This window comes from Flavobacterium calami (assembly GCF_038290035.1).
Taxonomy (GTDB): domain Bacteria; phylum Bacteroidota; class Bacteroidia; order Flavobacteriales; family Flavobacteriaceae; genus Flavobacterium; species Flavobacterium calami.
In genome coordinates this window covers 1-25078 of sequence record NZ_JBBYHS010000003.1, presented here as the reverse complement: position 1 = coordinate 25078, position 25078 = coordinate 1, and the positions used below count along the sequence as shown (strand labels likewise).

The 25078-nt window shown below is 34.3% G+C and carries 21 protein-coding genes and 1 pseudogene; 10 read left to right on the top strand and 12 right to left on the bottom strand.

The genetic code is table 11. The features are described 5' to 3' along the window. Positions 1–9 precede the first annotated feature (9 nt). The gene (gene purH, locus AAEO57_RS03055) at positions 10–1536 is read right to left on the bottom strand and encodes a bifunctional phosphoribosylaminoimidazolecarboxamide formyltransferase/IMP cyclohydrolase (RefSeq protein ID WP_341689373.1); all 1527 of its coding nucleotides are present in this window, start codon (positions 1534–1536) and stop codon (positions 10–12) included. Positions 1537–1702: 166 nt separating this feature from the next. On the opposite strand from purH, the gene AAEO57_RS03050 reads away from it, so the two are divergent. Beyond that, positions 1703–2950, top strand: coding sequence for an ABC transporter permease (locus AAEO57_RS03050; RefSeq protein ID WP_341689372.1), 1248 nt, complete (start codon positions 1703–1705; stop codon positions 2948–2950). 91 nt (positions 2951–3041) lie between these two features. Further along, positions 3042–3929: a cupin-like domain-containing protein gene (locus AAEO57_RS03045; protein ID WP_341689371.1), complete on the top strand. Its 888-nt coding sequence runs from the start codon at positions 3042–3044 to the stop codon at positions 3927–3929. A gap of 92 nt (positions 3930–4021) precedes the next feature. Here the strand turns inward: AAEO57_RS03045 and accD are convergent, their stop codons facing one another. The 3 genes from accD to tamL all read right to left on the bottom strand — a co-directional run bounded on the left by accD (position 4022) and on the right by tamL (position 8633). Beyond that, positions 4022–4876: an acetyl-CoA carboxylase, carboxyltransferase subunit beta gene (accD, locus tag AAEO57_RS03040; RefSeq protein WP_341689370.1), complete on the bottom strand. Its 855-nt coding sequence runs from the start codon at positions 4874–4876 to the stop codon at positions 4022–4024. Between the two features lie 74 nt (positions 4877–4950). Next, positions 4951–6018, bottom strand: coding sequence for a class II fructose-bisphosphate aldolase (gene fbaA / locus AAEO57_RS03035; RefSeq protein ID WP_308852701.1), 1068 nt, complete (start codon positions 6016–6018; stop codon positions 4951–4953). A 59-nt stretch (positions 6019–6077) separates the two neighbouring features. Beyond that, positions 6078–8633: a translocation and assembly module lipoprotein TamL gene (gene tamL / locus AAEO57_RS03030; RefSeq protein WP_341689369.1), complete on the bottom strand. Its 2556-nt coding sequence runs from the start codon at positions 8631–8633 to the stop codon at positions 6078–6080. A 37-nt stretch (positions 8634–8670) separates the two neighbouring features. Between tamL and AAEO57_RS03025 the strand changes: the two genes are divergently transcribed. Continuing rightward, positions 8671–9399 carry a TrmH family RNA methyltransferase gene (locus tag AAEO57_RS03025; protein WP_341689368.1) on the top strand — a complete coding sequence of 243 codons (729 nt, stop codon included), beginning with the start codon at positions 8671–8673 and terminating at the stop codon, positions 9397–9399. Positions 9400–9408: 9 nt separating this feature from the next. Here the strand turns inward: AAEO57_RS03025 and porT are convergent, their stop codons facing one another. The 4 genes from porT to AAEO57_RS03005 form a co-directional block, all read right to left on the bottom strand. Beyond that, positions 9409–10128 carry a type IX secretion/gliding motility protein PorT/SprT gene (gene porT / locus AAEO57_RS03020; protein ID WP_341689366.1) on the bottom strand — a complete coding sequence of 240 codons (720 nt, stop codon included), beginning with the start codon at positions 10126–10128 and terminating at the stop codon, positions 9409–9411. A gap of 1 nt (position 10129) precedes the next feature. Further along, positions 10130–10861, bottom strand: coding sequence for a bifunctional demethylmenaquinone methyltransferase/2-methoxy-6-polyprenyl-1,4-benzoquinol methylase UbiE (gene ubiE / locus AAEO57_RS03015; protein ID WP_341689365.1), 732 nt, complete (start codon positions 10859–10861; stop codon positions 10130–10132). A 554-nt stretch (positions 10862–11415) separates the two neighbouring features. After that, entirely contained in the window at positions 11416–11898 is a 483-nt protein-coding gene (locus AAEO57_RS03010) for a dihydrofolate reductase (protein WP_341689364.1), read from the bottom strand. A gap of 11 nt (positions 11899–11909) precedes the next feature. Continuing rightward, positions 11910–12254: a 2TM domain-containing protein gene (locus AAEO57_RS03005; protein WP_341689363.1), complete on the bottom strand. Its 345-nt coding sequence runs from the start codon at positions 12252–12254 to the stop codon at positions 11910–11912. A 238-nt stretch (positions 12255–12492) separates the two neighbouring features. On the opposite strand from AAEO57_RS03005, the gene AAEO57_RS03000 reads away from it, so the two are divergent. Next, positions 12493–12789, top strand: a complete 297-nt coding sequence (locus tag AAEO57_RS03000; RefSeq protein WP_341689362.1) for an isoamylase early set domain-containing protein — start codon at positions 12493–12495, stop codon at positions 12787–12789. A gap of 34 nt (positions 12790–12823) precedes the next feature. Here the strand turns inward: AAEO57_RS03000 and AAEO57_RS02995 are convergent, their stop codons facing one another. The 4 genes from AAEO57_RS02995 to AAEO57_RS02980 form a co-directional block, all read right to left on the bottom strand. Beyond that, complete coding sequence (locus AAEO57_RS02995) at positions 12824–13675, bottom strand: thymidylate synthase (RefSeq protein WP_341689360.1); 852 nt, start codon at positions 13673–13675, stop codon at positions 12824–12826. Between the two features lie 70 nt (positions 13676–13745). Next, on the bottom strand, positions 13746–14369 hold the full coding sequence (locus tag AAEO57_RS02990; protein ID WP_341689359.1) for a bifunctional nuclease domain-containing protein: 624 nt from the start codon (positions 14367–14369) through the stop codon (positions 13746–13748). A 164-nt stretch (positions 14370–14533) separates the two neighbouring features. Then, positions 14534–15502: an electron transfer flavoprotein subunit alpha/FixB family protein gene (locus tag AAEO57_RS02985; protein WP_341689358.1), complete on the bottom strand. Its 969-nt coding sequence runs from the start codon at positions 15500–15502 to the stop codon at positions 14534–14536. A gap of 74 nt (positions 15503–15576) precedes the next feature. Further along, positions 15577–16323 carry an electron transfer flavoprotein subunit beta/FixA family protein gene (locus AAEO57_RS02980; protein ID WP_341689357.1) on the bottom strand — a complete coding sequence of 249 codons (747 nt, stop codon included), beginning with the start codon at positions 16321–16323 and terminating at the stop codon, positions 15577–15579. 485 nt (positions 16324–16808) lie between these two features. Here AAEO57_RS02980 and AAEO57_RS02975 point away from each other — a divergent pair, with 485 nt between their 5' ends. From AAEO57_RS02975 to AAEO57_RS02950, 6 genes and pseudogenes are all read left to right on the top strand, one after another. Further along, the gene (locus tag AAEO57_RS02975; protein ID WP_341689356.1) at positions 16809–17786 is read left to right on the top strand and encodes a pyruvate dehydrogenase complex E1 component subunit beta; all 978 of its coding nucleotides are present in this window, start codon (positions 16809–16811) and stop codon (positions 17784–17786) included. Positions 17787–17854: 68 nt separating this feature from the next. Beyond that, complete coding sequence (locus AAEO57_RS02970; RefSeq protein WP_341689355.1) at positions 17855–20356, top strand: DUF5686 and carboxypeptidase-like regulatory domain-containing protein; 2502 nt, start codon at positions 17855–17857, stop codon at positions 20354–20356. A 196-nt stretch (positions 20357–20552) separates the two neighbouring features. Further along, a complete protein-coding gene (locus AAEO57_RS02965; RefSeq protein WP_341689354.1) occupies positions 20553–21152 on the top strand; it encodes a DNA-3-methyladenine glycosylase family protein in 600 nt (199 codons plus the stop codon). Positions 21153–21284: 132 nt separating this feature from the next. Then, the gene (locus AAEO57_RS02960) at positions 21285–21815 is read left to right on the top strand and encodes an inorganic diphosphatase (protein WP_341689353.1); all 531 of its coding nucleotides are present in this window, start codon (positions 21285–21287) and stop codon (positions 21813–21815) included. A gap of 111 nt (positions 21816–21926) precedes the next feature. After that, a complete protein-coding gene (locus tag AAEO57_RS02955) occupies positions 21927–24476 on the top strand; it encodes a sodium-translocating pyrophosphatase (RefSeq protein WP_341689352.1) in 2550 nt (849 codons plus the stop codon). A gap of 372 nt (positions 24477–24848) precedes the next feature. Beyond that, positions 24849–25078, top strand: a pseudogene (locus AAEO57_RS02950) (type VI secretion system Vgr family protein); the annotation flags it as partial.

The following is a 25078-nucleotide window of genomic DNA, read 5'->3' as shown; positions in this document are numbered from 1 at the left end:
TTAAACAAATTAATGTTTAAAATGACGTGTTCCTGTAAATACCATTGCAAGATTATTTTCGTTGCAATAATTGATACTCAACTCGTCTTTTATTGAACCTCCTGGCTGAATTACAGCGGTTATTCCTGCTTTTTTGGCCAATTCTACACAATCCGGAAAAGGAAAAAATGCATCACTTGCCATTGAAGCTCCATTTAAATCAAATCCAAAAGCTTTTGCTTTGTCAACTGCCTGAATTAAAGCATCGACTCTTGAGGTCTGACCTGTGCCAGAAGAAATCAATGTTCCGTTTTTAGCAAATACAATTGTGTTTGATTTTGTATTCTTGCAGATTTTCGAAGCAAAGATCAAATCTTCTATTTCCTTAGCAGTCGGTTCTGTAATTGTAACGGTTTTTAAATGCTCTTTAGTATCTGTAATATTATTTCTGTCCTGAATTAACAAACCATTAAGACAAGTTCTTACCTGACGTGATGGTAATTCAACCTCATTTTGAACTAAAATGATTCTGTTTTTCTTTTCTTGTAAAACTGTAATTGCCTCATCTTCATAAGCAGGAGCGATTACAACTTCACAAAACAATTTGTTGATTTCCTGAGCAGTTTCTAAATCAATTTTAGTGTTTGAAATCAAAACTCCTCCAAAAGCAGAAGTAGGATCACAAGCTAAAGCTGCTAAGTAAGCCTCGCTGATTGTTTTTCTTGAAGCCAATCCGCAAGCATTGTTATGTTTTAAAATAGCGAATGTCGGTCCGTCTGTTTTAAATTCTTCAATTAAATTTACAGCGGCATCAACGTCTAATAAATTGTTGTATGATAATTCTTTTCCGTGAACTTTTTTGAACATAGCGTCAAAATCTCCAAAGAAGAATCCTTTTTGGTGAGGATTTTCACCATATCTTAAAACCTGACCATCTGCAATGCTTTCTTTGTAAATAGTTTCGTCTGTGTTAAAATAGTTAAAAATAGCACCATCGTAGTGAGAGGAAACGTGGAATGCTTTAGTAGCAAACAATCTTCTGTTTTCAAGAGTTGTGCTTCCGTTTTGTTCTGTGATTATGTCTAAAAGTAAACTGTATTCATTAACTGAAGCTACAATTACAGTGTCTTTGAAATTTTTAGCACCAGCACGGATTAAAGAAATACCACCAATATCAATTTTTTCAATAATATCTTGTTCACTTGCGCCAGAAGCAACCGTTTTTTCAAAAGGATATAAATCAACAATTACTAAATCAATCTGTGGAATATCAAATTCTTTCATTTGCTGAACATCGCTTTCGTTGTCCTGACGGTTCAAAATTCCTCCAAAAATTTTTGGGTGTAATGTTTTTACTCTTCCGCCAAGAATTTCAGGAAATGATGTAATATCTTCAACTGGAACTACCGGAATCCCAAGGTTTTTGATAAAATCTTCTGTTCCTCCAGTTGAATAAAGTGTTACGTTTTGTTCGTGTAATTTTCTAACGATTGGTTCTAATCCATCTTTCGAAAAAACAGATATTAACGCTGATTGTATTTTTTTAGTTGTGCTCATTGTGTAGTTATGAATTTTGAGACTGCAAAAGTAGTTTTTTTATATATTATTTTAAAGAAAATTAATGTAACATTATGCTAAAAAAATCTACTGATGAGTAAGTTAACTTTTATTAGGTTTTTGTTTTTAAAATATTGAATTTTACTTCATTGGAAAATACTATTATATGCTTCTTTATCTGAGATTATTAAAAGAAAGTCTGGGCTTTGCGATCAATGCTTTGCGAAACAATAAATTGCGCACGTTATTGTCATTGTTGGGTGTAACAATTGGTATTTTTTCTATTATTGCCGTATTGGCTGCCGTTGATTCTTTAGATAAGAAAATTTCTAAAGATCTGAGCAGTTTAGATAAAAATACGATTTATTTAATAAAATTTAGCTTCGGGCCTTCAGAAATACCACAATGGAAGAGAGAACAGTTTCCAAATGTGAAATATGATGAATATGTAGCGCTTAAAAATTCACTTAATAATACCGACCAAGTCGGTTATCAGCTTTTTGTAAATCATGAAATATTAAAATATGATTCAAGAACCGTTGCTGACGTAAATATTGTTCCGTCTTCTTTTGAAATGGTAGATATAGATGGGTTAAGTTTTGATAAAGGAAGGTTTTATAATGAATCGGAATCCAACTCCGGATCAGCAGTCATTGTGCTTGGATATGACATTGCAGAAGGGCTTTTTGGAGCAAGCGATCCTATCGGAAAAAATATCCGTTTGTACGGACAGCGTTTTACCGTAATTGGTGTAATTGCAAAACAAGGTGCCGGTTTTTTTGGAGACAGTAATGATACTTCTGTGTATCTTCCTGCAAATTTTTTACGACGAATGTATGGCGATAGCGATTCTATGACTCCGGTTATAGTTTTAAAACCAGAAAAAGGGGTTGATATGGAAGCATATAAGGCAGAGGTGACGCAAAAGCTCAGAGCCATTCGTGGAATGAAGGCAGGGGAGATGGATAATTTTTTTCTAAATGTACTTTCCGGATTTACCGATTTTATTGATAGTATTTTAGGGCAGCTAAATGTCGTAGGATGGATTATCAGTGGGTTTTCTCTTTTGGTGGGAGGTTTCGGAATTGCGAATATAATGTTCGTATCCGTAAAAGAAAGAACCAATTTAATTGGGATTCAAAAATCGCTTGGCGCTAAAAACCGATTCATTTTATTTCAGTTTTTATTCGAAGCTATAATTCTTTCTGTAATTGGCGGAATCATCGGATTATTGATGGTCTGGGGAATTGCAGTTATACTGACAAAAGTACTTGATTTTGAATTTGTTTTAAGTTTTGGAAATATCATTTTGGGAACTTCTCTGGCAGGTCTTATCGGATTAATTTCGGGTATTCTTCCTGCAATTTCTGCTGCAAATCTGGATCCTGTAGAAGCGATTCGAACTGGGATGTAATATATTGTTTTTGTGTTATTTAATTGTAAATTTTGATGACTGAAAATAATTAGGTATTTTTGGTAGACTCACAACTAAAATCATTAAATAAATGAGCTTTAACCTGAAATCTGTTGATACTGTTGAGTCTATTTCCCGCGAAGATTTTAAGAAGAACTATTTAGATAAAAGAAAGCCTTTGATTATTAAGGGGCTTACAAAAGATTGGCCTGCCAGAGAAAAATGGTCAACAGAGTACTTTAAGGAAATTGCAGGAGATATTGAGGTTAAACTTGTTGATAATTCAAAAGCCGATCCAAAAAAAGTAATTAATGCTTCGATTGCCAGTATGAAATTTGGCGAGTATCTGGATTTAATAAAAAGAGAGCCGACCCAATTGCGTATTTTTTTCTTCAATCTTTTCAAACACAGGCCTGAGCTAATCGACGATGTAAAAATTCCCAAAGAATTGATGGGTGGTTTTATAGAAAGTATGCCAGCCATGTTTTTTGGCGGTTCAAAAGCCATTACTTTTTTGCATTATGATATTGATTTGCCACATCTTTTTCATACTCATTTTGGTGGAAGGAAACATATCATATTGTTTGATAATAAATGGAAAAAAAGGCTGTATTGTCTTCCGAATACTACTTATGCATTAGAAGATTATGATGTTGCTAATCCTGATTTTGAAAAATTTCCAGCGCTCAAAGGCGTAGAAGGTTATGAAGTTTTTTTGGAACATGGTGATACTTTATTCATGCCAACAGGGATGTGGCATTGGATGCGTTATATAGACGGATCTTTTTCCCTTACACTTCGTGCATGGGATCAATCTATATCTAGAAAAGTAGCAAGTGTTTGGAGTTTGTTTATGCATGGAGCAGTAGATAGCGCTATAAAAGTAGTTTTTAGAGAACGTTATGCTATATGGCGAGAGAAACTGGCTTTCGAAATTGCTGAAAAAGAATTAAAAAAAGATTTGAAAAAGGCAGGGTGATTGAGGATTTTGATTTTCATTCAAAAAGATATAAAAAAATCCCAAGAAGCAATTTTATCTTGGGATTTTGAATGTTTTTAGAAAGTCAAAAACTATCTAATATCATTATTTTGAATCAAATCAATATATAAGTTGATCTTATCTTTCAATTCTTTTCTAGGCGTGATAAAGTCTAAGAAACCGTGCTCTAAAAGAAACTCAGCAGTTTGGAAACCTTCTGGTAAATCCTTTCCTGTAGTGTCACGTACAACACGTGGACCAGCAAAACCAATCAAAGCGCCTGGTTCAGAGATGTTGATGTCTCCTAACATTGCGTAAGATGCGGTTGTTCCACCCGTTGTTGGATCTGTACAAAGAGAGATATAAGGTAATTTAGCTTCAGCTAACTGAGCCAGTTTTACAGAAGTTTTAGCTAATTGCATCAAAGAATAAGCAGCTTCCATCATACGAGCTCCACCAGATTTAGAAATCATAACAAAAGGCAATTTGTTTTTGATCGCATGATCAATACCTCTTGCGATTTTTTCTCCAACAACAGCTCCCATAGATCCACCGATGAATGCGAAATCCATACAGCAGATTACAAGTTCTCTTCCCTTAGATTTTCCTACTCCCGTACGTACAGCGTCTTTAAGATGAGTTTTGTCCATAACCTCTTTTAGTCTTTCTGCGTACTTTTTTGTGTCCACAAAATGCAGAGGATCTTTTGAAGTCATGTTTTTGTCTAACTCAACAAATTCGTTGTTGTCGAATAAAATTTCAAAATAGGTTGCGCTTCCAATTCGAACGTGAAAATCATCTTCAGGGCTTACGAATAAATTTCTTGCTAATTCGTCAGCATCAATAATTTTTCCAGTAGGAGATTTGTACCACAATCCTTTCGGAACGTCCATCTTGTCTTCTGTAGCGGTCGTAATCCCTTTTTCTTGTCTTTTAAACCAAGCCATATTTTTAATTGATAATTGATAATTAACAATTGATGATAAGAGTTTATTATCAATTGTTAATTGTTAACTGTTAATTACAACGTGTTTACGTTATTCAAATCAGCAAAAGCTTGTTCCAATCTTGCGTTGAAAGTTACTTCGCTTTCACGAACCCATTTTCTAGGGTCATAGTATTTTTTATTAGGAACATCAGCGCCTTCTGGGTTGCCAATTTGAGTTTTTAAGTACTCGATATTGTTTACCATATAGTCACGAATTCCTTCAGTGTATGCAAATTGTAAATCTGTATCAATGTTCATTTTGATAACTCCGTAACCAATAGCTTCTCTGATTTCTTCAAGTGTAGAACCTGAACCTCCGTGGAAAACAAAATCTACCGGGTTGTGTCCTGTGTTGAATTTGCTTTGTACGAAATCCTGAGAATTTTTTAAGATTTTTGGAGTTAATTTTACGTTTCCTGGTTTGTAAACACCATGAACGTTTCCGAAAGCAGCAGCAATTGTAAATTTAGGACTTACTTTAGATAATTCTTCGTAAGCATAAGCAACTTCTTCTGGCTGCGTGTATAATTTTGAGCTGTCTACGTCTGAGTTGTCAACACCATCTTCTTCACCACCTGTAATACCAAGCTCGATTTCTAATGTCATTCCCATTTTACTCATTCTTGCCAAGTACTCTTTGCAGATCTCAATATTTTCTTCGATTGGCTCCTCAGACAAATCGATCATGTGAGAACTAAATAATGGTTTTCCTGTTTCTGCGAAGTGTTTTTCAGAAGCATCTAATAAACCATCGATCCATGGTAATAATTTTTTTGCGCAGTGATCAGTGTGTAAAATTACAGTTGCACCGTAAGCTTCTGCTAAAGTGTGGATGTGTTTTGCTCCCGCGATTCCTCCTGCGATTGCTGCTTTTTCACCTGCATTTGATAGCCCTTTTCCAGCGTTGAATTGTGCTCCTCCATTAGAGAACTGAATGATTACCGGTGCGTTTAGTTTTGCTGCAGTTTCCAAAACTCCATTGATTGTGCTGGATCCTGTAACGTTTACTGCAGGTAAGGCAAATCCTTTTTCTTTTGCATAATTAAAGATTTCCTGTACCTGATCTCCTGTAGCCACTCCTGGTTTGATATTGTGTGCCATTGTAATTTTTTTTAGTTGTTTTTAGGTTTTTAGGTTGCAAAAATAAGAATTAATTAGCATTAGAACGGATAATTTATTCCAAAATTTAAAACCGAGTGACCAAAATTGTACTCTTTGAACCAGCGTTCACCCGGCTCATGCGCCGGATTATAAGTCTTGAAGCCTAAATCCAGACGAACAACAAAAAAACTTAAATCATATCTCAAACCGAATCCAGAGCCTAAAGCAATTTCAGCTAAATCGTTTACGTTGTCAAATCTTGCCTTTTCATCAGTGACATTATCGAGCACATTCCAGATATTTCCGGCGTCAGCAAAAAATGCTCCCTTGACATCACCAAAAATTTTAAACCTGAATTCTCCGCTCAGTGCAATTTTCATATTAGCCTCGTTAAAATCGTTTACAGCATCTGTACTTCCAGGGCCTAAAGCGTAAGGCTGCCATGCACGGTTGTCATTTGATCCTCCAGAATAATAACTTCGGGAGAACGGAATGTAATTGGAATTACCAAAAGGAATTGCGATTCCAAAAAAGCTTCTTACAGCCAATACTTTTTCCTTGCCAAAATCCCAGTGTTTAATATAGTCAAATTCGGTTTTTATGTATTCAGAATATTCCAGATTGAATATTTCATAACTGCCATTTGAATTTTTTGGTAAATTCGCCACGCTCGAAATGGCCGATAACAAAGTACCTGCTGTTTCAATTTTGGTTTTAAACTGATAAAAGTTATTATCCGCTAAATCTTTTTTAGTTGTTTTGGTAAACGTATAACTGGTTGCTAAAATAAAGTCATTTTCGGTAAGTCGGACTCTTCTTTCTTCTATGCTTTCAACATCTTCATATTGTGGATCGCCCGGTTGTAAGGCTGTTTGATTTGATAAGACTTCATTCGTGAAATTAGTGGTTCCGGTTGGAATTATTAAATTTCCCTGAGCATCGACATTTTCTGCTGTCGTATTATAATTTTGCGCAATACCGTTCAATTCATCATAAGAAGAAGTATAAACTTTGTAATAATTGTCTGGATTTAAATTACGGACATATTGCGCATTAAGTAAGTCTAATTTTGCCGTATTGTATCTTTTTGGAGACCAAAGGTAGGATAACCCGCCTGTAAAACTTTCTTTATCGAGTCCGATGTTTCTTTGTTTAGAAAAACCCGCTGCTACTGATGTAGATGGAATCATGCTTTTTGGGATAATTTTCTCAGTCCCGAAAGGCATCAGGATTCGTGGAAAATTAAGTTTCATGTCCAGTCCGTATTCAGAAACATTAAAAAAATTATTATTAGGATTCGCCATGTCTTTAGATGACCCTACGTTTACTCGTGCAGAAATTTCTAAGGTTTCGGCTCTGTTAAATACATTTCGAATTGTTTCCGAAATACTGGCTCCAATTCCAAAATCCTGAATGTTAGAATGTGTTAAATCTAAAGTAGCTCCAAAGCTGTATTTTTTTCTTGGTGTTAAATAAACTTTTGCGATTAGGGATTGTGCTGTAGAATCTCTTTTGTCTACTTCATATTGTATAGATGGATAATTGAAAATCTTTAAATTGTTTAAATAACGGGACGAAAGAGTAGTTCTGAAATCAGCATAAGTACCTCCTTTTGTAATAAAAATAGCGTCTGTAATTGCACGTGGCTTGTATTTTAATTTGTTATAGCTGTACAAATTAAAGTTGTTATAAGTTGTGCTGTCTTTAATCGGTTTTTTTGCATTGGCCGTAGAATAGTCAGTATAAATATTGACATCGCTTATTTTATAAAGTTTAAAAGGTTCAGATCTGCTTGAATCTTTTTCCTGAATAGTGTTGTCTTTGATGATTAAGGTAATATCAGCTTTGTCCTTTTTTCCGATTGTATCTACGTCATAAGTTACATAAGTAGGCTGAAAAAAGTAGGCTCCATGGTTCCTGAAATAGGTCGTGATTCGATTTTTTTCTTCCTCAAAATCGCTGGTTTTAAATTGATTGCCAGATTTTAGTAATGAAGGCTCAGGACTTTTTTTGTATAATGAATCTAAAGCCGGAGAGCTGATGTTGGTTCTAATGGAGTCCAGTGTATAAGCAGGTCCTGTGGTAATGTTGTAATTGATTTTTGCTCTTTTAAAACCAATACTGTCGATATTGTAATTGGTGGCTACTTTAAAATAACCATTGTTAAAGTAATAAGATTTTAAACGGAGTACTGATTTTTTGGTCTTCGAAGTATCAATAATTACGGGAGCCTCACCTGTTTTTTTTAAGAATTCATGAATCCCTTTATACCAAAATGACTGTCCAAGACGATCTACTTGTTTTGCAGAAAGTATTTTAGACATACGCTCATACTTTTCGGGATTGTTTTTGAATTTTGCCTGATATGTAGAATCCGGATTTAAATTGGCCAGATTATATAAATTTAAACGAAGGCGGTATCCAAGCAAATTGCTATTAGGTTTTTGGTACATCTGATTCGAAGCTACTTCGTCATTTGTAGATTTGCCGTTTACTATAATATCATTTTTTAGGAGTAAGTTTTTGCCGTTCGGAACTCTTTTTACAGCGTTACAAGCGCAAATAAGTATTGCTATTAGAATAAATGCTGTTATTTTTGTAAAAATCTTTTTCAAGTGTTTTTAAATATTTAATTCAAAAGTACATTATTTTATGATTAGTAAAAACCAAATAAAGCTTATATCGGGGCTACATCAAAAAAAGCAACGTTTTGCTAATCAATTATTTTTTGCCGAAGGAGTAAAAGTAATTCAGGAATTGTTGCAATCCAATTTTGAATTAGAGCTTTTGTTTACTACCCAGAATGATTTCGAATCGGTTGAATTTTCAAAACGTATACCCATTACTGATCAGGAGCTTAAAAAAATAAGTGCTTTATCAACACCTAATACCTGTTTAGCCGTCTTCAAAATCCCTGCCGAAAAAGCAATAATCGACTCCGGTTTAATTGTAGCTTTAGATGACATACGAGATCCGGGAAATTTAGGAACCATTTTAAGGCTTTGCGACTGGTTTGGTATTCAGCAGATTATTTGTTCAAAAGAAACTGTTGATATTTACAATCCAAAAGTTGTGCAGGCCACGATGGGCTCCATCACAAGGGTTAATGTAAATTATATTGATTTAAAATCTTATATAGCAAACGCAAAAATACCTGTATTTGGAACCTTTATGGACGGTGAAAACATTTATCAGTCTGATTTGCCTAAAAATGGAATCATTATTATGGGTAATGAAGCCAATGGTATTTCGGCAGAGATTGAAAAAATGGTAACAAGCCGAATCACAATTCCCAGATTTGGTGAATTACAAAAAACCGAAAGTTTAAATGTAGCTACCGCCACCGCTATTGTTCTCAGTGAATTTAAACGAAATAGTTAGGTTTTTGTTTTAATGAAAAGTAAAATTTATTAAAATAGCTCTTGATTTCATGGAATCGATATTGTCTGTCCAAGGGCTATTTGGATTTTCGGGTGTTTTATTGTCCCTGATTAATTCATCGCTTAAACCAAACATTCCTCTTATAGACGGTGAAAAGATGAAATACTCTGAAAATATATCAATACCAAACCCGATTTCATAAGCAGTAGTCCATTGTTTTACCCTGAATTTACCTTCAAAATTATCATCTTTAGATTTTGAGTTGCTCGAAAGGTTCAATGTCGTAGAAAGGCCTCCTGTCAAATAAGGGCGGATGTTTCCGGTACGTAAAGCAGAGAATTTTAATAATAAAGGAAAGTGAATATAAGTGCTGTTTACTTCTCTTAAATAATCACTCTCCGAAGTGAAATTAGGGAAATATAAATTTCTTTTAGTGTAATAAAGACCCGGTTCAAAACGCAGGTTTAAATATTCCTGTAGTCTCACATCGGCAACAACACCTACATTGAATCCGACAGTTTTTTTAACCTGAATATCCTCCTGTACTACATTTTTATAGTCAAATTTAAAATCAAAGCTGTTAAAACCTAAATAATACCCAAAGTAAAGGCGCTGTTTTTGCCAGTTTTCCAGATTGATAATAGGATCTTTGCTAAACATGCTTTTAGCAAATTGAGAATATCCTTGTGTCGATAATACTAATAAAATTAAGACTACTGTTTTTTTCATACTATTTTTTAGAAGCAGAATATATGGTTGCAACTCCAAAAGTCTGAGGTTTGGCTACAACATTTATAAACCCAATTTTTCTCAAAATATTGTTCAGGGCTTCTCCATAAGGAAAAGCAGCTGCAGATTCAGATAGATATCCATAAGCCGAATTGTCTTTAGAAAATAATTTTCCAATCATCGGGAGTATGTTTTTGGTGTAAAAACGATATCCTTGTTTATAAGGGGTTTTGTCAGGAACAGAAGTTTCTAAAATAACAAAAACACCATTTGGTTTTAATACACGTAATATTTCAGCAAAACCTTTTTCCAGATGTTCAAAATTTCTAACGCCGAAACCAACAGTGATGGCATCAAAATAATTGTCTTCAAACGGCATGCTTTCAGAATCTCCTAGAATAAGTTCAATACGGTCAGAAAGTTTTTTTTCTTCTATTTTTTTTCTTCCTACTTCCAGCATTCCGGCAGAAATATCTAAACCAATAATTTTTTCAGCATTGCTTTGTGCCATCAAAATAGCCAAATCTCCGGTTCCGGTAGCAATGTCAAGAATGGTTTTTGGTTTTGAATCTGAAACTATTTTCAAAACTTTTTTGCGCCATTTGACATCTATTCCAAACGAAATTACACGATTCAAATTATCGTAGTTTCCAGATATGGTATCAAACATTTGTGCAACCTGTTCTTTTTTGCCTAATGTTGAATTTTTGTACGGAGTTATTTTTTCAGACATTTTTTTAATTTACGCAAATATAACATAAAGTATTTAACTGCAATTGCCTTTGCTTAATTAGGATAGAAATTGTTTTAAGCGTAGAAAACATCGATTTAGTAAAATCACTAAAAGTGGGTATTGTAGGTAACGTATTTATTGGTCAATTTAGCACTTGTAAAAATGTTAATATTTTTTCAATGATAAATAGAGATACAATGACCCAAATCAAATGGGTGCTCCTTGCGCTTAGCATCTCATTTGTTCTTGTAAGCTGTTTTGAAAGTACTGTTTTTGAGAGCAGTATTATATTTAAAGCGCAAAATACGTTCTTAGGATTAAATTTGTTTTTGGAAATTTTAATTTTCTTTGCCTTTAGTACCTTCGTGGTATTTGGTATTAAGGGTTTTTTTGAGATGTACTCTCAAAAAATATCAAATGTTATTATATTCCTCTCTGGAGTATTTTTAATATTTGTAATTTTTATTTTATGTTATCAAATATTGTTTCAAGAGTAGGTCATTGCTCTAATCATTGAATTAAAAAAAAACATCCTCAATTTGAGGATGTTTTTTTTATTTACGAATGTATGTTTCATAAGTATAATCATAAAGATGGGTGTCATCCCTGAAGTTTTCTTCAGATTCTACCAATTGCCATTCTCTATCGTTAATTTTAGGAAAAAAAGCATCAGCTTCAAAGCTATGGTGTACCTTAGTTATTTCGATAATATCAGCATATTGTAATCCTAAAGTATAAATTTCTCCGCCTCCTATAATATATGAATCCTCATTTTCAGGACATAATGCAATGGCTTTTTCGATACTGTCTACGACAATACAGCCTCCGGGATTATAATTTTCCTGACGGGATATTACAATGTGTGTTCTGTTAGGTAATGGTTTTGGGAAACTTTCAAAAGTTTTTCTACCCATTATAATATGATGATTCGTTGTAAGAGATTTGAATCTTTTAAAATCATTTGGGAGATGCCACACTAATTTGTTTTTTTTTCCCAAAGCATTATTTTCGGCTACAGCCGCTATCATTATAAGCATAGTATTATAAACTAAATTTTGTTTTCAGGATTGTCGTTTATGGATGATTCTAATTGGGCAATTCGCTTTTGCTGTAATGCAACCAGACGGTCAATTTGTTCCCGTTCCCATTTTTTATTCATAAATCTGTCGGTTATATAAATTTTTATGAAGTGCAAAATAAAAATAAAAAACCATAGGGTAATAATCCAGATGCTCCAATTTTCAGTTGTTCTGATACGAAGACCACAAAAATTATCGGCAACAAATAAAAATAAGCTTCCCAATAGAAAAAGAACCAAATGAAAATATAATGCTTTTTTTTGCCTGATCCTTTTACGGGCATACTCGTATTGTTCGTGCACCTCTTTTTCCATAATTTATTCAAAATAAGATTATAAAGTTATAATTTATTTTGAAAACTCACTATTTTGAATAAATAATATTTGTCTTGAAACCGGCTGTAAATCCGAATTCATAGATTTTAAAACTTAAAATTAATGATACTGTAAAAAAAACGTCTTTGATTGTTATAATGATAATTCATATCGGTAAGCATTGTTTACTCAGATGAATTTGCGAACTTTGGTATACGAACCTAAAAATGAAATAGTTATGTCTTTAAAAAAGCAATTTATAAAAACGAAACCAGTTTGTAAAGTAACATTCGCAATTGAAGCAAAAGATGCTAATTCGGTCGCTGTAGTTGGAGATTTTAATAACTGGAATATAGAAGAAGGAACCTTGAGTAAATTAAAAAACGGGACTTTTAAGGCTACTTATGATTTGGTTAAAGATGCTATTTACGAATTTAAGTATGTTGTGGACGGGCTTTATGTAAATGATCCCGAAGCTGATTCTTATAGATGGAACGATTTTGCAGGAAGCGAAAATAGTGTTTTAGTAGTATAAAAAAATCCGCTTTAAAAATAAGCGGATTTTGTTTTTATACAGCAACACTTCCTTTTATAGCAGGATGTGGGTCGTAATCTACAAGAGTGAAATCATTATAATCAAAGTCAAAAATGTTTTTGATCTCAGGATTTAAAATCATTTTTGGGAGTGGTTTTGGTTCACGTGATAATTGTAATTCTAATTGTTCGAAATGATTATTGTAAATATGTGCGTCGCCAAAAGTGTGAATGAATTCACCATATTCTAATTCGCATACCTGAGCAATCATCATGGTTAATAATGCATAAGAAGCGATGTTAAAAGGAACGCCTAAAAAGATATCTGCACTTCGTTGATATAATTGACAGGAAAGTTTTCCTTTAGTTTCTCCTTTTTCTAAATCGGGAGCGGCTACATAAAACTGAAAAAAAGCATGGCATGGAGGCAAAGCAGCTTTATTGTTTGCAACATTTTCTTCAAAAGACTTTTTAGTATCCGGCAAAACCGAAGGATTCCAAGCCGAAACAAGCATTCTTCGGCTGTTAGGATTGGTTTTCAATTCGTTAATTAATTCAGTAATCTGGTCAATTTCTTCGCTGTTCCAGTTGCGCCATTGGTGTCCGTAAACGGGGCCTAAGTCACCATTAGAGTCAGCCCATTCGTCCCAGATTTTTACTCCGTTTTCTTTAAGATATTTGATATTGGTATCGCCTTTTAAAAACCAAAGCAATTCGTAAATGATTGATTTTAAATGAAGCTTTTTAGTTGTAACCATTGGGAAACCTTCACTTAAATCAAAACGCATCTGGTAACCAAAAACACTTTTAGTTCCAGTACCTGTGCGATCGCCTTTTTGATTGCCGTTTTCTAAAACGTGTTTTACTAAATCTAAGTATTGTTTCATTTTTGTTTAATCGTTTAATCGTTTATTCGTGTAACTGTTTAATCAATTAAACGATTAAACAAACATAAATTTATCTTCTGGAGATTTCATCTCTAATTTTGGCCGCTTTTTCGTAATCTTCCTGAGAAACGGCTTGATCTAAAAGCTCGTTTAATTCTTGTAAAGAATGTTTTGCATAAACATCTCCGGATTGGTTGGTTTCTTCTTCGTGACCAAAAGTCTCCGGATTAGAAAGGACATCGTCTATTTCCTGAGCACCTGAGTCAGTCTCGGCGGTATTAGATTTTAAATAAATTCCGGCTTTGTCTAAAATGTTTTTATAGGTAAAAATCGGAGCGTTAAACCTCAATGCCAAAGCAATTGCATCAGAAGTTCTGGCATCAATGATTTCTTCTATTTTATCTCTTTCGCAGATTAAACTTGAATAAAAAACTCCGTCCACCAATTTGTGTATGATTACTTGTTTTACCACGATATCAAATCTTTCAGCAAAATTTTTGAATAAATCGTGAGTTAAAGGACGTGGCGGTTTTATCTCTTTTTCTAAGGCAATAGCGATTGATTGGGCTTCAAAAGCACCAATTACAATAGGCAATTTTCGTTCACCATCCACTTCGTTCAAAATTAAGGCATAAGCGCCATTTTGAGTTTGACTGTATGAAATTCCTTTTATGGATAATTTTACTAGACTCATATATATTTGTAAAAAAGGCACTTAGCGCCTCATTTTAATACTACTTTTGATTGGGAAATTAAGGTGCAATTTTAATCAAAAAATATGGAACAAAAAAGCTGCCTTAAAACAAAGATACGATTATCTTGTTTTTAGGCAGCTATATTTTTGGAGAGAATTTTAAATTAAGAATGCTGAGCTTTGAAAGCTTTTAATTTCTCTGTCAGTTGTGGTATAATTTCGAAAGCATCTCCAACTACACCGTAATCAGCCACTTTAAAGAAAGGAGCTTCCGGGTCATTATTGATAACTACTTTTACTTTAGATGAGTTGATACCTGCAATATGCTGGATAGCTCCAGAAATACCGATAGCAATATATAAGTTTGTTGCAACTGGTTTTCCTGTTTGTCCAACGTGCTCACTGTGAGGTCTCCATCCTAAATCTGAAACTGGCTTAGAACATGCAGTTGCAGCTCCAAGAACAGCAGCTAAATCTTCAATTAATCCCCAGTTTTCTGGTCCTTTTAGTCCGCGTCCGCCAGAAACTACGATATCAGCATCAGCGATAGAAACTTTTCCAGATACTTTTTCTACAGATTCTACTTTTACACCAAAATCATTGTCTCCAATTGTTGGATTAAAATCTTCTGCTGCAGCAGCTCCTGCGCTTTCAAAAAGTCCGTAAGAGTTTTTAGCTAAACCAAGAACTTTTACATCTGTACTTATTTCAGTAATATTAAAAGCTTTGTTTGAAAAAGCATTTCTTTTTACCTGGAAAGGAGAAGTGCTAACCGGCAATCCAACCACATTTGATGCGAAACCAGCATTTAAAGCTACCGCAACTAGTGGAGAAAGATAGATACTATCTGTTGTAGAAGAAAGCAAAACTAATTTTGTGCCTTCCTTTTCAGCTGCTTGTTTAATTACGTCAGCGTAAGCTTTTGCATTAAAACCAGTTAATTTATCGTTACTTACTTTAAGAACTTTATCAACTCCGTATTTTCCTAATTCGCTAACATCGCTGATGTTTACAGTTAAAGCTGTAACAGTTGTTCCTAACGATTCTGCTACTTTCTTAGCGTAAGAGGCTAATTCGAAAGCCACTTTTTTAAATTTTCCTTCTGCAGATTCTGCGTATATTAATATTGACATGATGTTTTTGTTTAAAAGTTTAAAGTTTCAGGTTTCAAGTTCGTAAACTGAAAACTGCGACTGAATACTGATTACTAGATTACTTTCGCTTCGTTGTGTAATAAATTGATTAACTCATCTAAATTATCTGCAGAAACCAATTTCACTGCCGATTTTGGAGCTGGTTTTTCAAATTTTACCGCTTTTGTGTTTACGGCTGCATCAACAGGCTCAAGAATAGTTAAAGCTTTAGTTCTTGCAGTCATAATTCCTCTCATGTTTGGGATGCGTAAATCTTTCTCTTCAACAAGACCTTTTTGTGCTCCAATGATTAATGGAAGAGTGGTGCTTACAGTTTCTTTTCCACCATCGATTTCACGAACTGCTTTTACGTTGTTTCCTTCAACAGTTAAACCTGTGCAAGAGTTTAAGAAGTTAGAGCCTAAAATTCCGGCAATCATTCCAGGAACCATTCCTCCATTATAATCTAAAGATTCTTTTCCGGCAATTACTAAATCATACCCGCCATTTTTAATTACTTCTGCTAATTGTTTTGCAACAAAAAAGCCGTCAGTAGGATTTGCATTTACACGAATTGCTTCGTTTGCACCAATTGCCAGAGCTTTACGTAAAGTTGGTTCTGTATCTGGGCCTCCAACGTTTACTACAGTTACGGTTGCACCTTGTTGTTCCTGAAACCAGATTGCACGGGTCAAACCAAATTCGTCGTTAGGATTTATTACATATTGTACGCCGGCTGTATCAAATTCAGAATCGCCATTTGTAAAGTTAATTTTTGAAGTAGTATCAGGCACATGGCTGATGCAAACCAATATTTTCATAAGTATATATTTTGAATTTATAATATGCTTTTACAAATTTAGAATTTAATTTGGAATAATTATACTATGCATGCATAATATTTTCTAAAACTATTACGATTTCGGAAATTGCTGGTTTTTGGAATGCTTTTGTGGAAAAAAGAAAGCTAAAACTTTCATTAATATTATTGATTTTTAGCAGACTTGATTTCAGAACTGCTGTATAATACTTAATGATAGCTAATTAATGTCTTTTGGTAGAATGACATCAAAAAAGATTTTTATCCTTTTTTAGAATAAAACAGATAAAATTGAGTTTTTATGAAATATCTTTTAGTTAACAAAATTGACAGTATATCTATTTTGTAAATATCACAATAAACTTTAAAAAGTTAAAAGTGAAAGAAGAAGGAGAAGTTACTGTTATTTTAAACTCAATTTTTGCTTTTAAGTTATTTAAAATATTTATTTTTGCTCATCAGAAAAAAAGAACATAATATACAACTATGAGAACAATACAATTTAGAGAGGCCATTTGCGAAGCGATGAGCGAAGAAATGCGTCGCGATGAATCCATATATTTAATGGGCGAAGAGGTTGCAGAATACAACGGAGCATACAAAGCTTCAAAAGGAATGCTTGCTGAGTTTGGCGAAAAAAGAGTAATCGATACTCCAATTGCTGAGCTTGGGTTTACAGGAATTGCAGTAGGATCTGCAATGAATGGGAACCGTCCAATTGTTGAATATATGACTTTCAACTTCTGTTTAGTTGGTATTGATCAAATTATAAACAACGCTGCTAAAATGCGTCAAATGACAGGAGGACAATTCAATGTGCCTATCGTTTTCCGCGGACCAACAGCTTCTGCAGGTCAATTAGGAGCTACTCACTCTCAGGCTTTAGAAAACTGGTTTGCTAACACTCCGGGACTTAAAGTTATCGTTCCTTCAACACCTTATGATGCAAAGGGGCTTTTAAAGTCTGCAATTCGTGATAATGACCCGGTTATTTTCATGGAGTCTGAGCAAATGTATGGTGACAAAGGAGAAGTGCCTGATGGAGAATATGTAATTCCAATTGGAGTTGCTGATGTGAAACGTGAAGGTACTGATGTAACAATTGTTTCTTTCGGAAAAATCATTAAAGAAGCTTTTATTGCTGCTGATGAATTAGCTAAAGAAGGAATTTCATGTGAAATTATCGATTTAAGAACAGTTCGTCCAATGGATAAGGATGCAATCTTAAAATCAGTTAAAAAGACAAACCGATTGGTAATTCTTGAGGAAGCCTGGCCATTTGCAAGTGTTTCTTCTGAAATAACCTATATTGTACAAGAACAGGCTTTCGATTTCCTTGATGCGCCAATTCAGCGTATCACAACTGCCGATACTCCTGCGCCTTACTCTCCGGTATTGCTAAAAGAATGGTTACCAAATGCTGGTGATGTAGTAAAAGCAGTTAAGAAAGTGTTGTACAAATAGTAAACATAAAAAATACTCATAAAACTTCATCATTCATAGTTAATTGATGAAGTTTTTTTTTGTCGATTATGAAAAAAATAATTTTACTCAGCCTATTTTTTGTATTTGCTTTTGCAGGTATTGTCTTTGCGCAAACTAAAGTGAGTGGAATTGTTTTAGACAAATCTAATCAGCCTGTTCCATTTGCAAATGTTGTTTTTAAAGGATCAAATACAGGAATTGTTTCTAATGAAGACGGACGTTTTTATTTAGAATCACCCAATACTTATACCGCCTTACTCATTACTTCTGCTGGATTTTCAGATAAGGAAATCCCTTTGGAAAAAGCAGTAAATTATAACTTCAAAATTGTTTTAAGTGAGGCTGAGGCACTCAATGAAGTTGTTATTTTTACAGGAAAGACATCCAAAAAAAACAACCCCGCATTGGATATTTTGAGAAAAATATGGGAAAGAAAACGTAAAAACGGACTCTACCTGTTTAATCAGTATCAAATGCAGAAGTATGAAAAAGTGGAGTTTGATATGAATACAATTGACAGTGCATTCATGAAAAACAAGCTTTTTAAGGGGATGGAGTTTATTTTTAATCATGTAGATACTTCTGATGTTACAGGAAAAACCTATTTACCAATTTTTATCAACGAATCTGTTTATGATGTTTACGGAGATAATAAATTAAAGAAAACCAAGGAAAACCTGACCGGTAATAAAATGTCCGGGTTTAATGGAAACCAACAGATTTTGTCTTTTGTAAAAGATCTTTATTCCGATTATAATATTTATGACAACCACCTTAAATTTTTTGATAAAAGTTTTACAAGTCCGCTTTCGAGAACCGGAATTGATGTTTACAATTATGTATTGAAAGACAGTGCTTTTATTGACAAAAAATGGTGTTATAATATTGTTTTTTATCCAAGACGTAAAAATGAATTGACTTTTAAAGGTGATTTTTGGGTAAACGACACGACTTTTGCCATTAAGAAAATCAATATGGGCGTTACTAAAAGTGCTAATATTAACTGGGTAAAAGATATTTACATCGAACAGGAGTTTGAAGTAGAAAATGACTCGGTTTTCCTTTTGACCCGTGATTATATGATGTCTGATTTTGCTTTAAACAAAAAAGAAAAATCAAAAGGCGTATACGGAAAACGAACGACTTTATACAGAAATCATAAATTCAATATTCAGAAGCCTGAGAAATTTTATAAAGAAGAAGTCAATTTTGTTGACAATGCCGTTTATGATAGACCACCTGAATTTTGGGAAGAAAATCGTTTTGAAAAATTAAACAAAGACGAACAGGGCATTTATAAAATGCTTGATACCCTGCAGACAGTTAAGAAATTTAAGCAGCTCTATAATTTGGTTTCTATTTTGGGAAGCGGTTATATAGAATTTAAGAATTTCGATTTTGGGCCTATTTTCTCCACTTTTGGATACAATGAAGTTGAAGGACTGAGATTAAGAGTAGGGGGAAGAACCTATTTTGGACCAAATGATCCGTGGCGTATACAAGCATACACGGCTTATGGTTTTGAAGATAATAAATTCAAATACGGTGTGTCCGGAAAATGGATGGTGGACAAGAAAAAACGTGTTATCATTTCTGGAGGAAACAGGCGTGATATTGAGCAAATAGGTGCGAGTCTAACCACTACAAATGATGTTTTAGGAAGAAGTTTTGCATCTTCGGCTTTATTTACGACAGGAAGTAACGGAAAACTAACGAATATTAATCTAAGTAATGTTTCTGTTGAAATGGAGCCTATGAAAAATTTTATTGTTCAGGCAGGTTTGTCATACAGAACATTAGAGTCGGCTTCCAATACATTTAGTTTAGATTATTATACTACTTTGCCAACTCCTGAAAACCCAGCCGGTGTTGTGGAAAGTAAGGTAACGCAGTCAGAAGCTAATATTCAATTTGAGTTAATGCCAAACCGTAAAACTATTGGTTATGGTGTTGAGAGGGATTTAGTTGACAGCCCTTTTAGTCATTTCTTTATTAACTTCAGCTATGGTTTAAAAGGAGTTTTAAATAGTGATTTTGCTTACGAAAAGATACAATTATATTACAAGCAGCCTATTATTATTGGACCATTAGGAAGAACAAATATTATTTTAGAAACAGGTAAGACCTTTGGTACAATTCCGTTAGGGTTAATGAGTGTAGTGCCTGGAAACCAGACGTATTGGACTATCGAAAATACATTTAGTAACCTGAATTTCTACGAATTTGTCACCGATCAATACACTACTTTGCAATGGAATCATGATTTTGGAGGAAGATTGTTTGGAAGGATTCCATTTATGAGAAAACTGAACTGGAGAGAATTTGTAGGTGTGAGAGCGGTTCACGGAACAATTTCTGATGAAAACCGTGCGATAAATGCCTCAGGACTTCCTTATAATGCTCCGGAAAATATATATTGGGAGTATAATGCCGGAATTGGAAATATCTTTAAAGTTTTCAGAATTGATTTTTCATGGAGAGGTAATTACCTAAACATGCCGGATGCTACCAGATTTGCTGTAAAAGGATCTTTCGGATTTTATTTCTAAATACACAAGGAGCAAAGCATTAAATTACAAAGTCGCAAAGGTTAAATTCTTTGCGACTTTTTTTTGTAGACTATTCATGTATAGGCTGATAAGTAAAAATAATCTGCAAAATCTGCGCGAAACAAAACTTAGCGACTCAGTATCTTTTTGCGAGATTATTTTATTTACTTTTGAAAATAGACTTAAAATCAAATTCATGCAGGAAGCTATTGATTTTCTTTCATCTAAAACTCCAATTTTTCGCGAAATAATAGAAAAGTACGGATTACCTCCAATTCCAAAACGCCCACAAGGCTTTGAAACTTTAGTACTGTTAATTCTTGAGCAGCAGGTTTCGATAGATTCCGCGAAAGCTACATTCTTAAAAATTAAGGCATATACAACTTGTAACCCCCAGACGATGTTGGTTTTATCAGAAGAAGAATTTAGAAGTCTGGGAGTAAGCCGTCAGAAAACAAAATACATTAAAATTTTGGCAGAAGCAGTTTTAAACAAAGAATTAGATATTGAAAGTTTATCCACAAAATCAGCAAAACAAGTTCGGGAAGAACTTATCCAATTAAAAGGTATCGGAAACTGGACTATTGATATCTATTTAATGTTTTGTCTTCAGGAACCAGATTTGATTCCACTGGGTGATATTGCAGTCATTAATACGATCAAAGAATTACTAAATATTCATGACAAACAAGAGATGGAGACTCATACCGATCAATGGAGTCCGTATCGGTCTTATGCGACCTATTTGCTTTGGCATTATTACTTAAATAAGCGAAATCGTAAGATTACCTATTAACTATCTGTTATATAAAAGGAAAGTATATTAATTAATCAATAAAATGCGTAGATTAATGTACTTTTTTCATTGTAAAAAAGGATTCTTTGGTTACTTTTGCAATCGAAATTATAGAAATAATAAAAAGTAAAAATGACCGCAGACAAACTAACAACTTTCGATGTATTAATCGAAATACCAAGAGGAAGCAGAAATAAATATGAGTACGATTTTGAAATCAAAAGAATGCGTTTCGACAGAATGTTATTCTCTTCAATGATGTACCCGGCAGATTACGGATTTATTCCGGAAACTTTAGCTCTTGACGGCGATCCTCTTGATGTATTGGTTTTGATTAACGAACCAACTTTCCCTGGATGTGTAATCGAAGTTAAACCAATCGGAGTTTTCCACATGGCTGATGACAAAGGACCAGATGAAAAAATTATTTGTGTACCGGTTTCAGACCCAATCTGGAATTCATTAAATGATCTTTCTGATATTAACGGACACTTATTAAAAGAAATCGAACATTTCTTCCAGGTTTACAAAGATCTTGAAAATAAAAAAGTAGATGTTGAAGGATGGGGAGATGTAAAAGAGGCATTCGCTATCATTCAAGAATGTACAGATCGTTTTAATCAAATTGAAAACAAACCAGAAGGATTATTTAGTATTAAATAATTTCAGGCATCATATTTTGTAAAAAAAGCAATACTCCGTTAAGAGTATTGCTTTTTTGTTTAAATTCGTTTAGTTAGTTTGTTGACTATTAACCAAAACCATTAAAATATTATGAATGCATTTATGATTTATTTGCCAATTGTGATGGCAATTATTGGATTACTTTTCATGGGAATAAAAAGGAGTTGGGTTTTAAAACAAGATGCCGGAGACGGCAAAATGAAGGAGATTTCAGATTACATCTACGAAGGTGCCTTAGCTTTCTTAAAAGCAGAGTATAAACTATTAACCATATTTGTAATTATTGCAAGCCTGGCTTTGGCAGGAATTACTTTTATTCCGGGAGTTAAAACACATTTATTAATCGTAATTGCATTTATTTTTGGCGCTCTATTTTCGGCTTATGCTGGAAATATTGGAATGAAAATAGCAACTAAAACAAACGTTAGGACTACACAGGCAGCCCGTACGAGTCTGCCTCAGGCTTTGAAAGTTTCTTTTGGAGGCGGAACCGTAATGGGACTTGGAGTTGCAGGTTTGGCAGTTTTAGGTTTAACAGCTTTTTTTATCATTTTTTTTAATTTATTTTCCGGAGGAGTCTGGAAAGACACCGAAACAATGACGGTTGTTTTAGAAACTCTTGCAGGATTTTCACTTGGGGCAGAATCAATTGCATTGTTTGCCAGAGTAGGAGGTGGAATCTACACTAAAGCAGCTGATGTCGGTGCTGATTTAGTAGGTAAAGTAGAGGCTGGAATTCCGGAAGATGATCCTCGTAATCCGGCCACAATTGCAGACAATGTTGGTGATAATGTAGGAGATGTTGCGGGTATGGGCGCTGATTTGTTCGGGTCTTATGTAGCAACAGTTTTAGCGGCAATGGTTCTTGGAAATTACGTTATAAAAGATATGGGCGGAAGTATCAATGATGCTTTTGGAGGGATTGGACCAATTTTACTTCCAATGGCGATTGCCGGTTTTGGAATTCTATTTTCAATCATTGGGACCATGCTGGTTGGTATTTCTGATGACAATGCCAAAGAAGCACAAGTTCAAAAAGCATTAAATATAGGAAACTGGGTTTCGATTGTTTTAACAGCTGTTGCCTGTTTTTTTTTAGTACAATATATGTTGCCTGAAACAATGCAAATGAGCTTTTTCGGAGAAGGTTCTAAAGACATTTCATCAATGCGTGTTTTTTACGCAACATTAGTAGGATTAGTGGTTGGAGGAGCCATTTCGTCAGTTACAGAATATTATACAGGATTAGGAACAAAACCAGTTTTGGCGATTGTGCAGAAATCATCTACAGGAGCAGGAACAAATGTAATTGCAGGTTTGGCAACCGGAATGATTTCAACTTTTCCCACTGTATTATTGTTCGCTGGCGCCATCTGGATTTCATATGCTTTGGCAGGATTTTACGGAGTTGCTTTAGCGGCATCAGCAATGATGGCAACAACCGCCATGCAATTGGCAATAGATGCGTTCGGACCAATTTCTGACAATGCGGGAGGAATTGCCGAAATGAGCGAATTACCAAAAGAAGTTCGTACCAGAACAGATATTTTAGACTCAGTAGGAAACACAACTGCCGCAACAGGAAAAGGATTTGCAATTGCTTCTGCAGCCTTAACATCATTAGCATTATTTGCAGCTTATGTAACCTTTACAGGAATTGACGGAATCAATATCTTCAAAGCGCCTGTTTTAGCTATGTTATTTGTGGGTGGAATGATTCCGGTTGTTTTCTCCGCTTTAGCGATGAATTCTGTTGGAAAAGCAGCGATGGATATGGTGTACGAAGTACGTCGTCAGTTTAAGGAAATACCGGGTATTATGGAAGGAACCGGAAAACCCGAATACGGAAAATGCGTTGAAATTTCTACAAAAGCCGCTTTACGCGAAATGATGCTTCCGGGGATTTTAACGATTGGTTTTCCAATTGCTATTGTACTTTTAGGAAAATTAGTTTACTCAGATAACAATCAATTGATTGCAGAAATGTTAGGCGGATATATGGCCGGTGTTACCGTTTCGGGAGTGCTTTGGGCTGTTTTTCAGAACAACGCAGGAGGTGCCTGGGATAATGCGAAAAAATCTTTTGAAGCAGGAGTGATGATTAATGGTGAAATGACATACAAAGGTTCTGATGCTCATAAAGCAGCTGTAACCGGAGATACTGTTGGAGATCCTTTTAAAGACACTTCCGGGCCTTCAATGAATATTTTAATTAAACTGACTTGTCTAATCGGATTGGTGATTGCTCCAATTTTAGGTGACGGACATGCGCCATCAGATATTGCCGCAAAAGGTTCCTGCTGCAAAATCGAAATGCATGCAGGCGGAGTTTCTAAATGTGGAGATATGTCTGGGATGACCAAAGAAGAATGTATTAAAATGTGTAAAGAAAAAGGCTGCTCTGAAGAAGAAACTGCAAAATGCCTGGCTCATTTTGATGCAAACGGAAAATACGTTCATCAAAAAACAGATTGTTTTGATACCAGTAAATATGATAAAAAACGTATTGAAGTTAATTTAGCTACCGTAAACGGAGTTACCACAGGAACTTTAACAAAAACAGAAAATGGCAAAACAACTACTGAAGTTTTTGAAGGAACGGAAGAAGAGGTAAAAGCAAGAATTGAAGCTGCTAAATAATAAAACTTTGAAATATAAATGATTATAGAAAATTATTGAGCATACTAAATATAAAGTTTTAATTCATAAAACTAACTGTTAACGCTGTAAGATTTTTGTCTTACAGCGTTTTTTTTGCAGTTTAAATTAGGTTTGATGGCTGTAGTTTTAATATGTAAAAAAACCGTATAAATTATAAGGAAATGTATTTGGATAATTAACTTTAAGGTTTATTTTTGAAAATAAATTCTTACTTAATATTTTGACAAATAAACTTATGGCACATTTTTCAGAGCAGGTACATATCAGCATAGGAAGTTTTACCCAAAACGTGGTTTATCATAATTTAGAACTAACGCAAAAGATGGCCGATCATCATCATTTTTCTTTTGTATGGCAATATACCCCGGCAAAGCTATCATAAATCCTGCAGATCAGGCAAAGGCAATACGAACCTATCTGGGAGATGAAGTTATTTTTACTTTTAAAAGCCTTACCGAAATCCGGTTGATGAGCAAAGGAATTATAACAGAACTTACTTCTGTAGACCTTCACGGCAGCGCCGAAGGATTGCATGTCAAAGGTATCAGCCATAGTATTGTTCTGGATGATATGAAAAAATC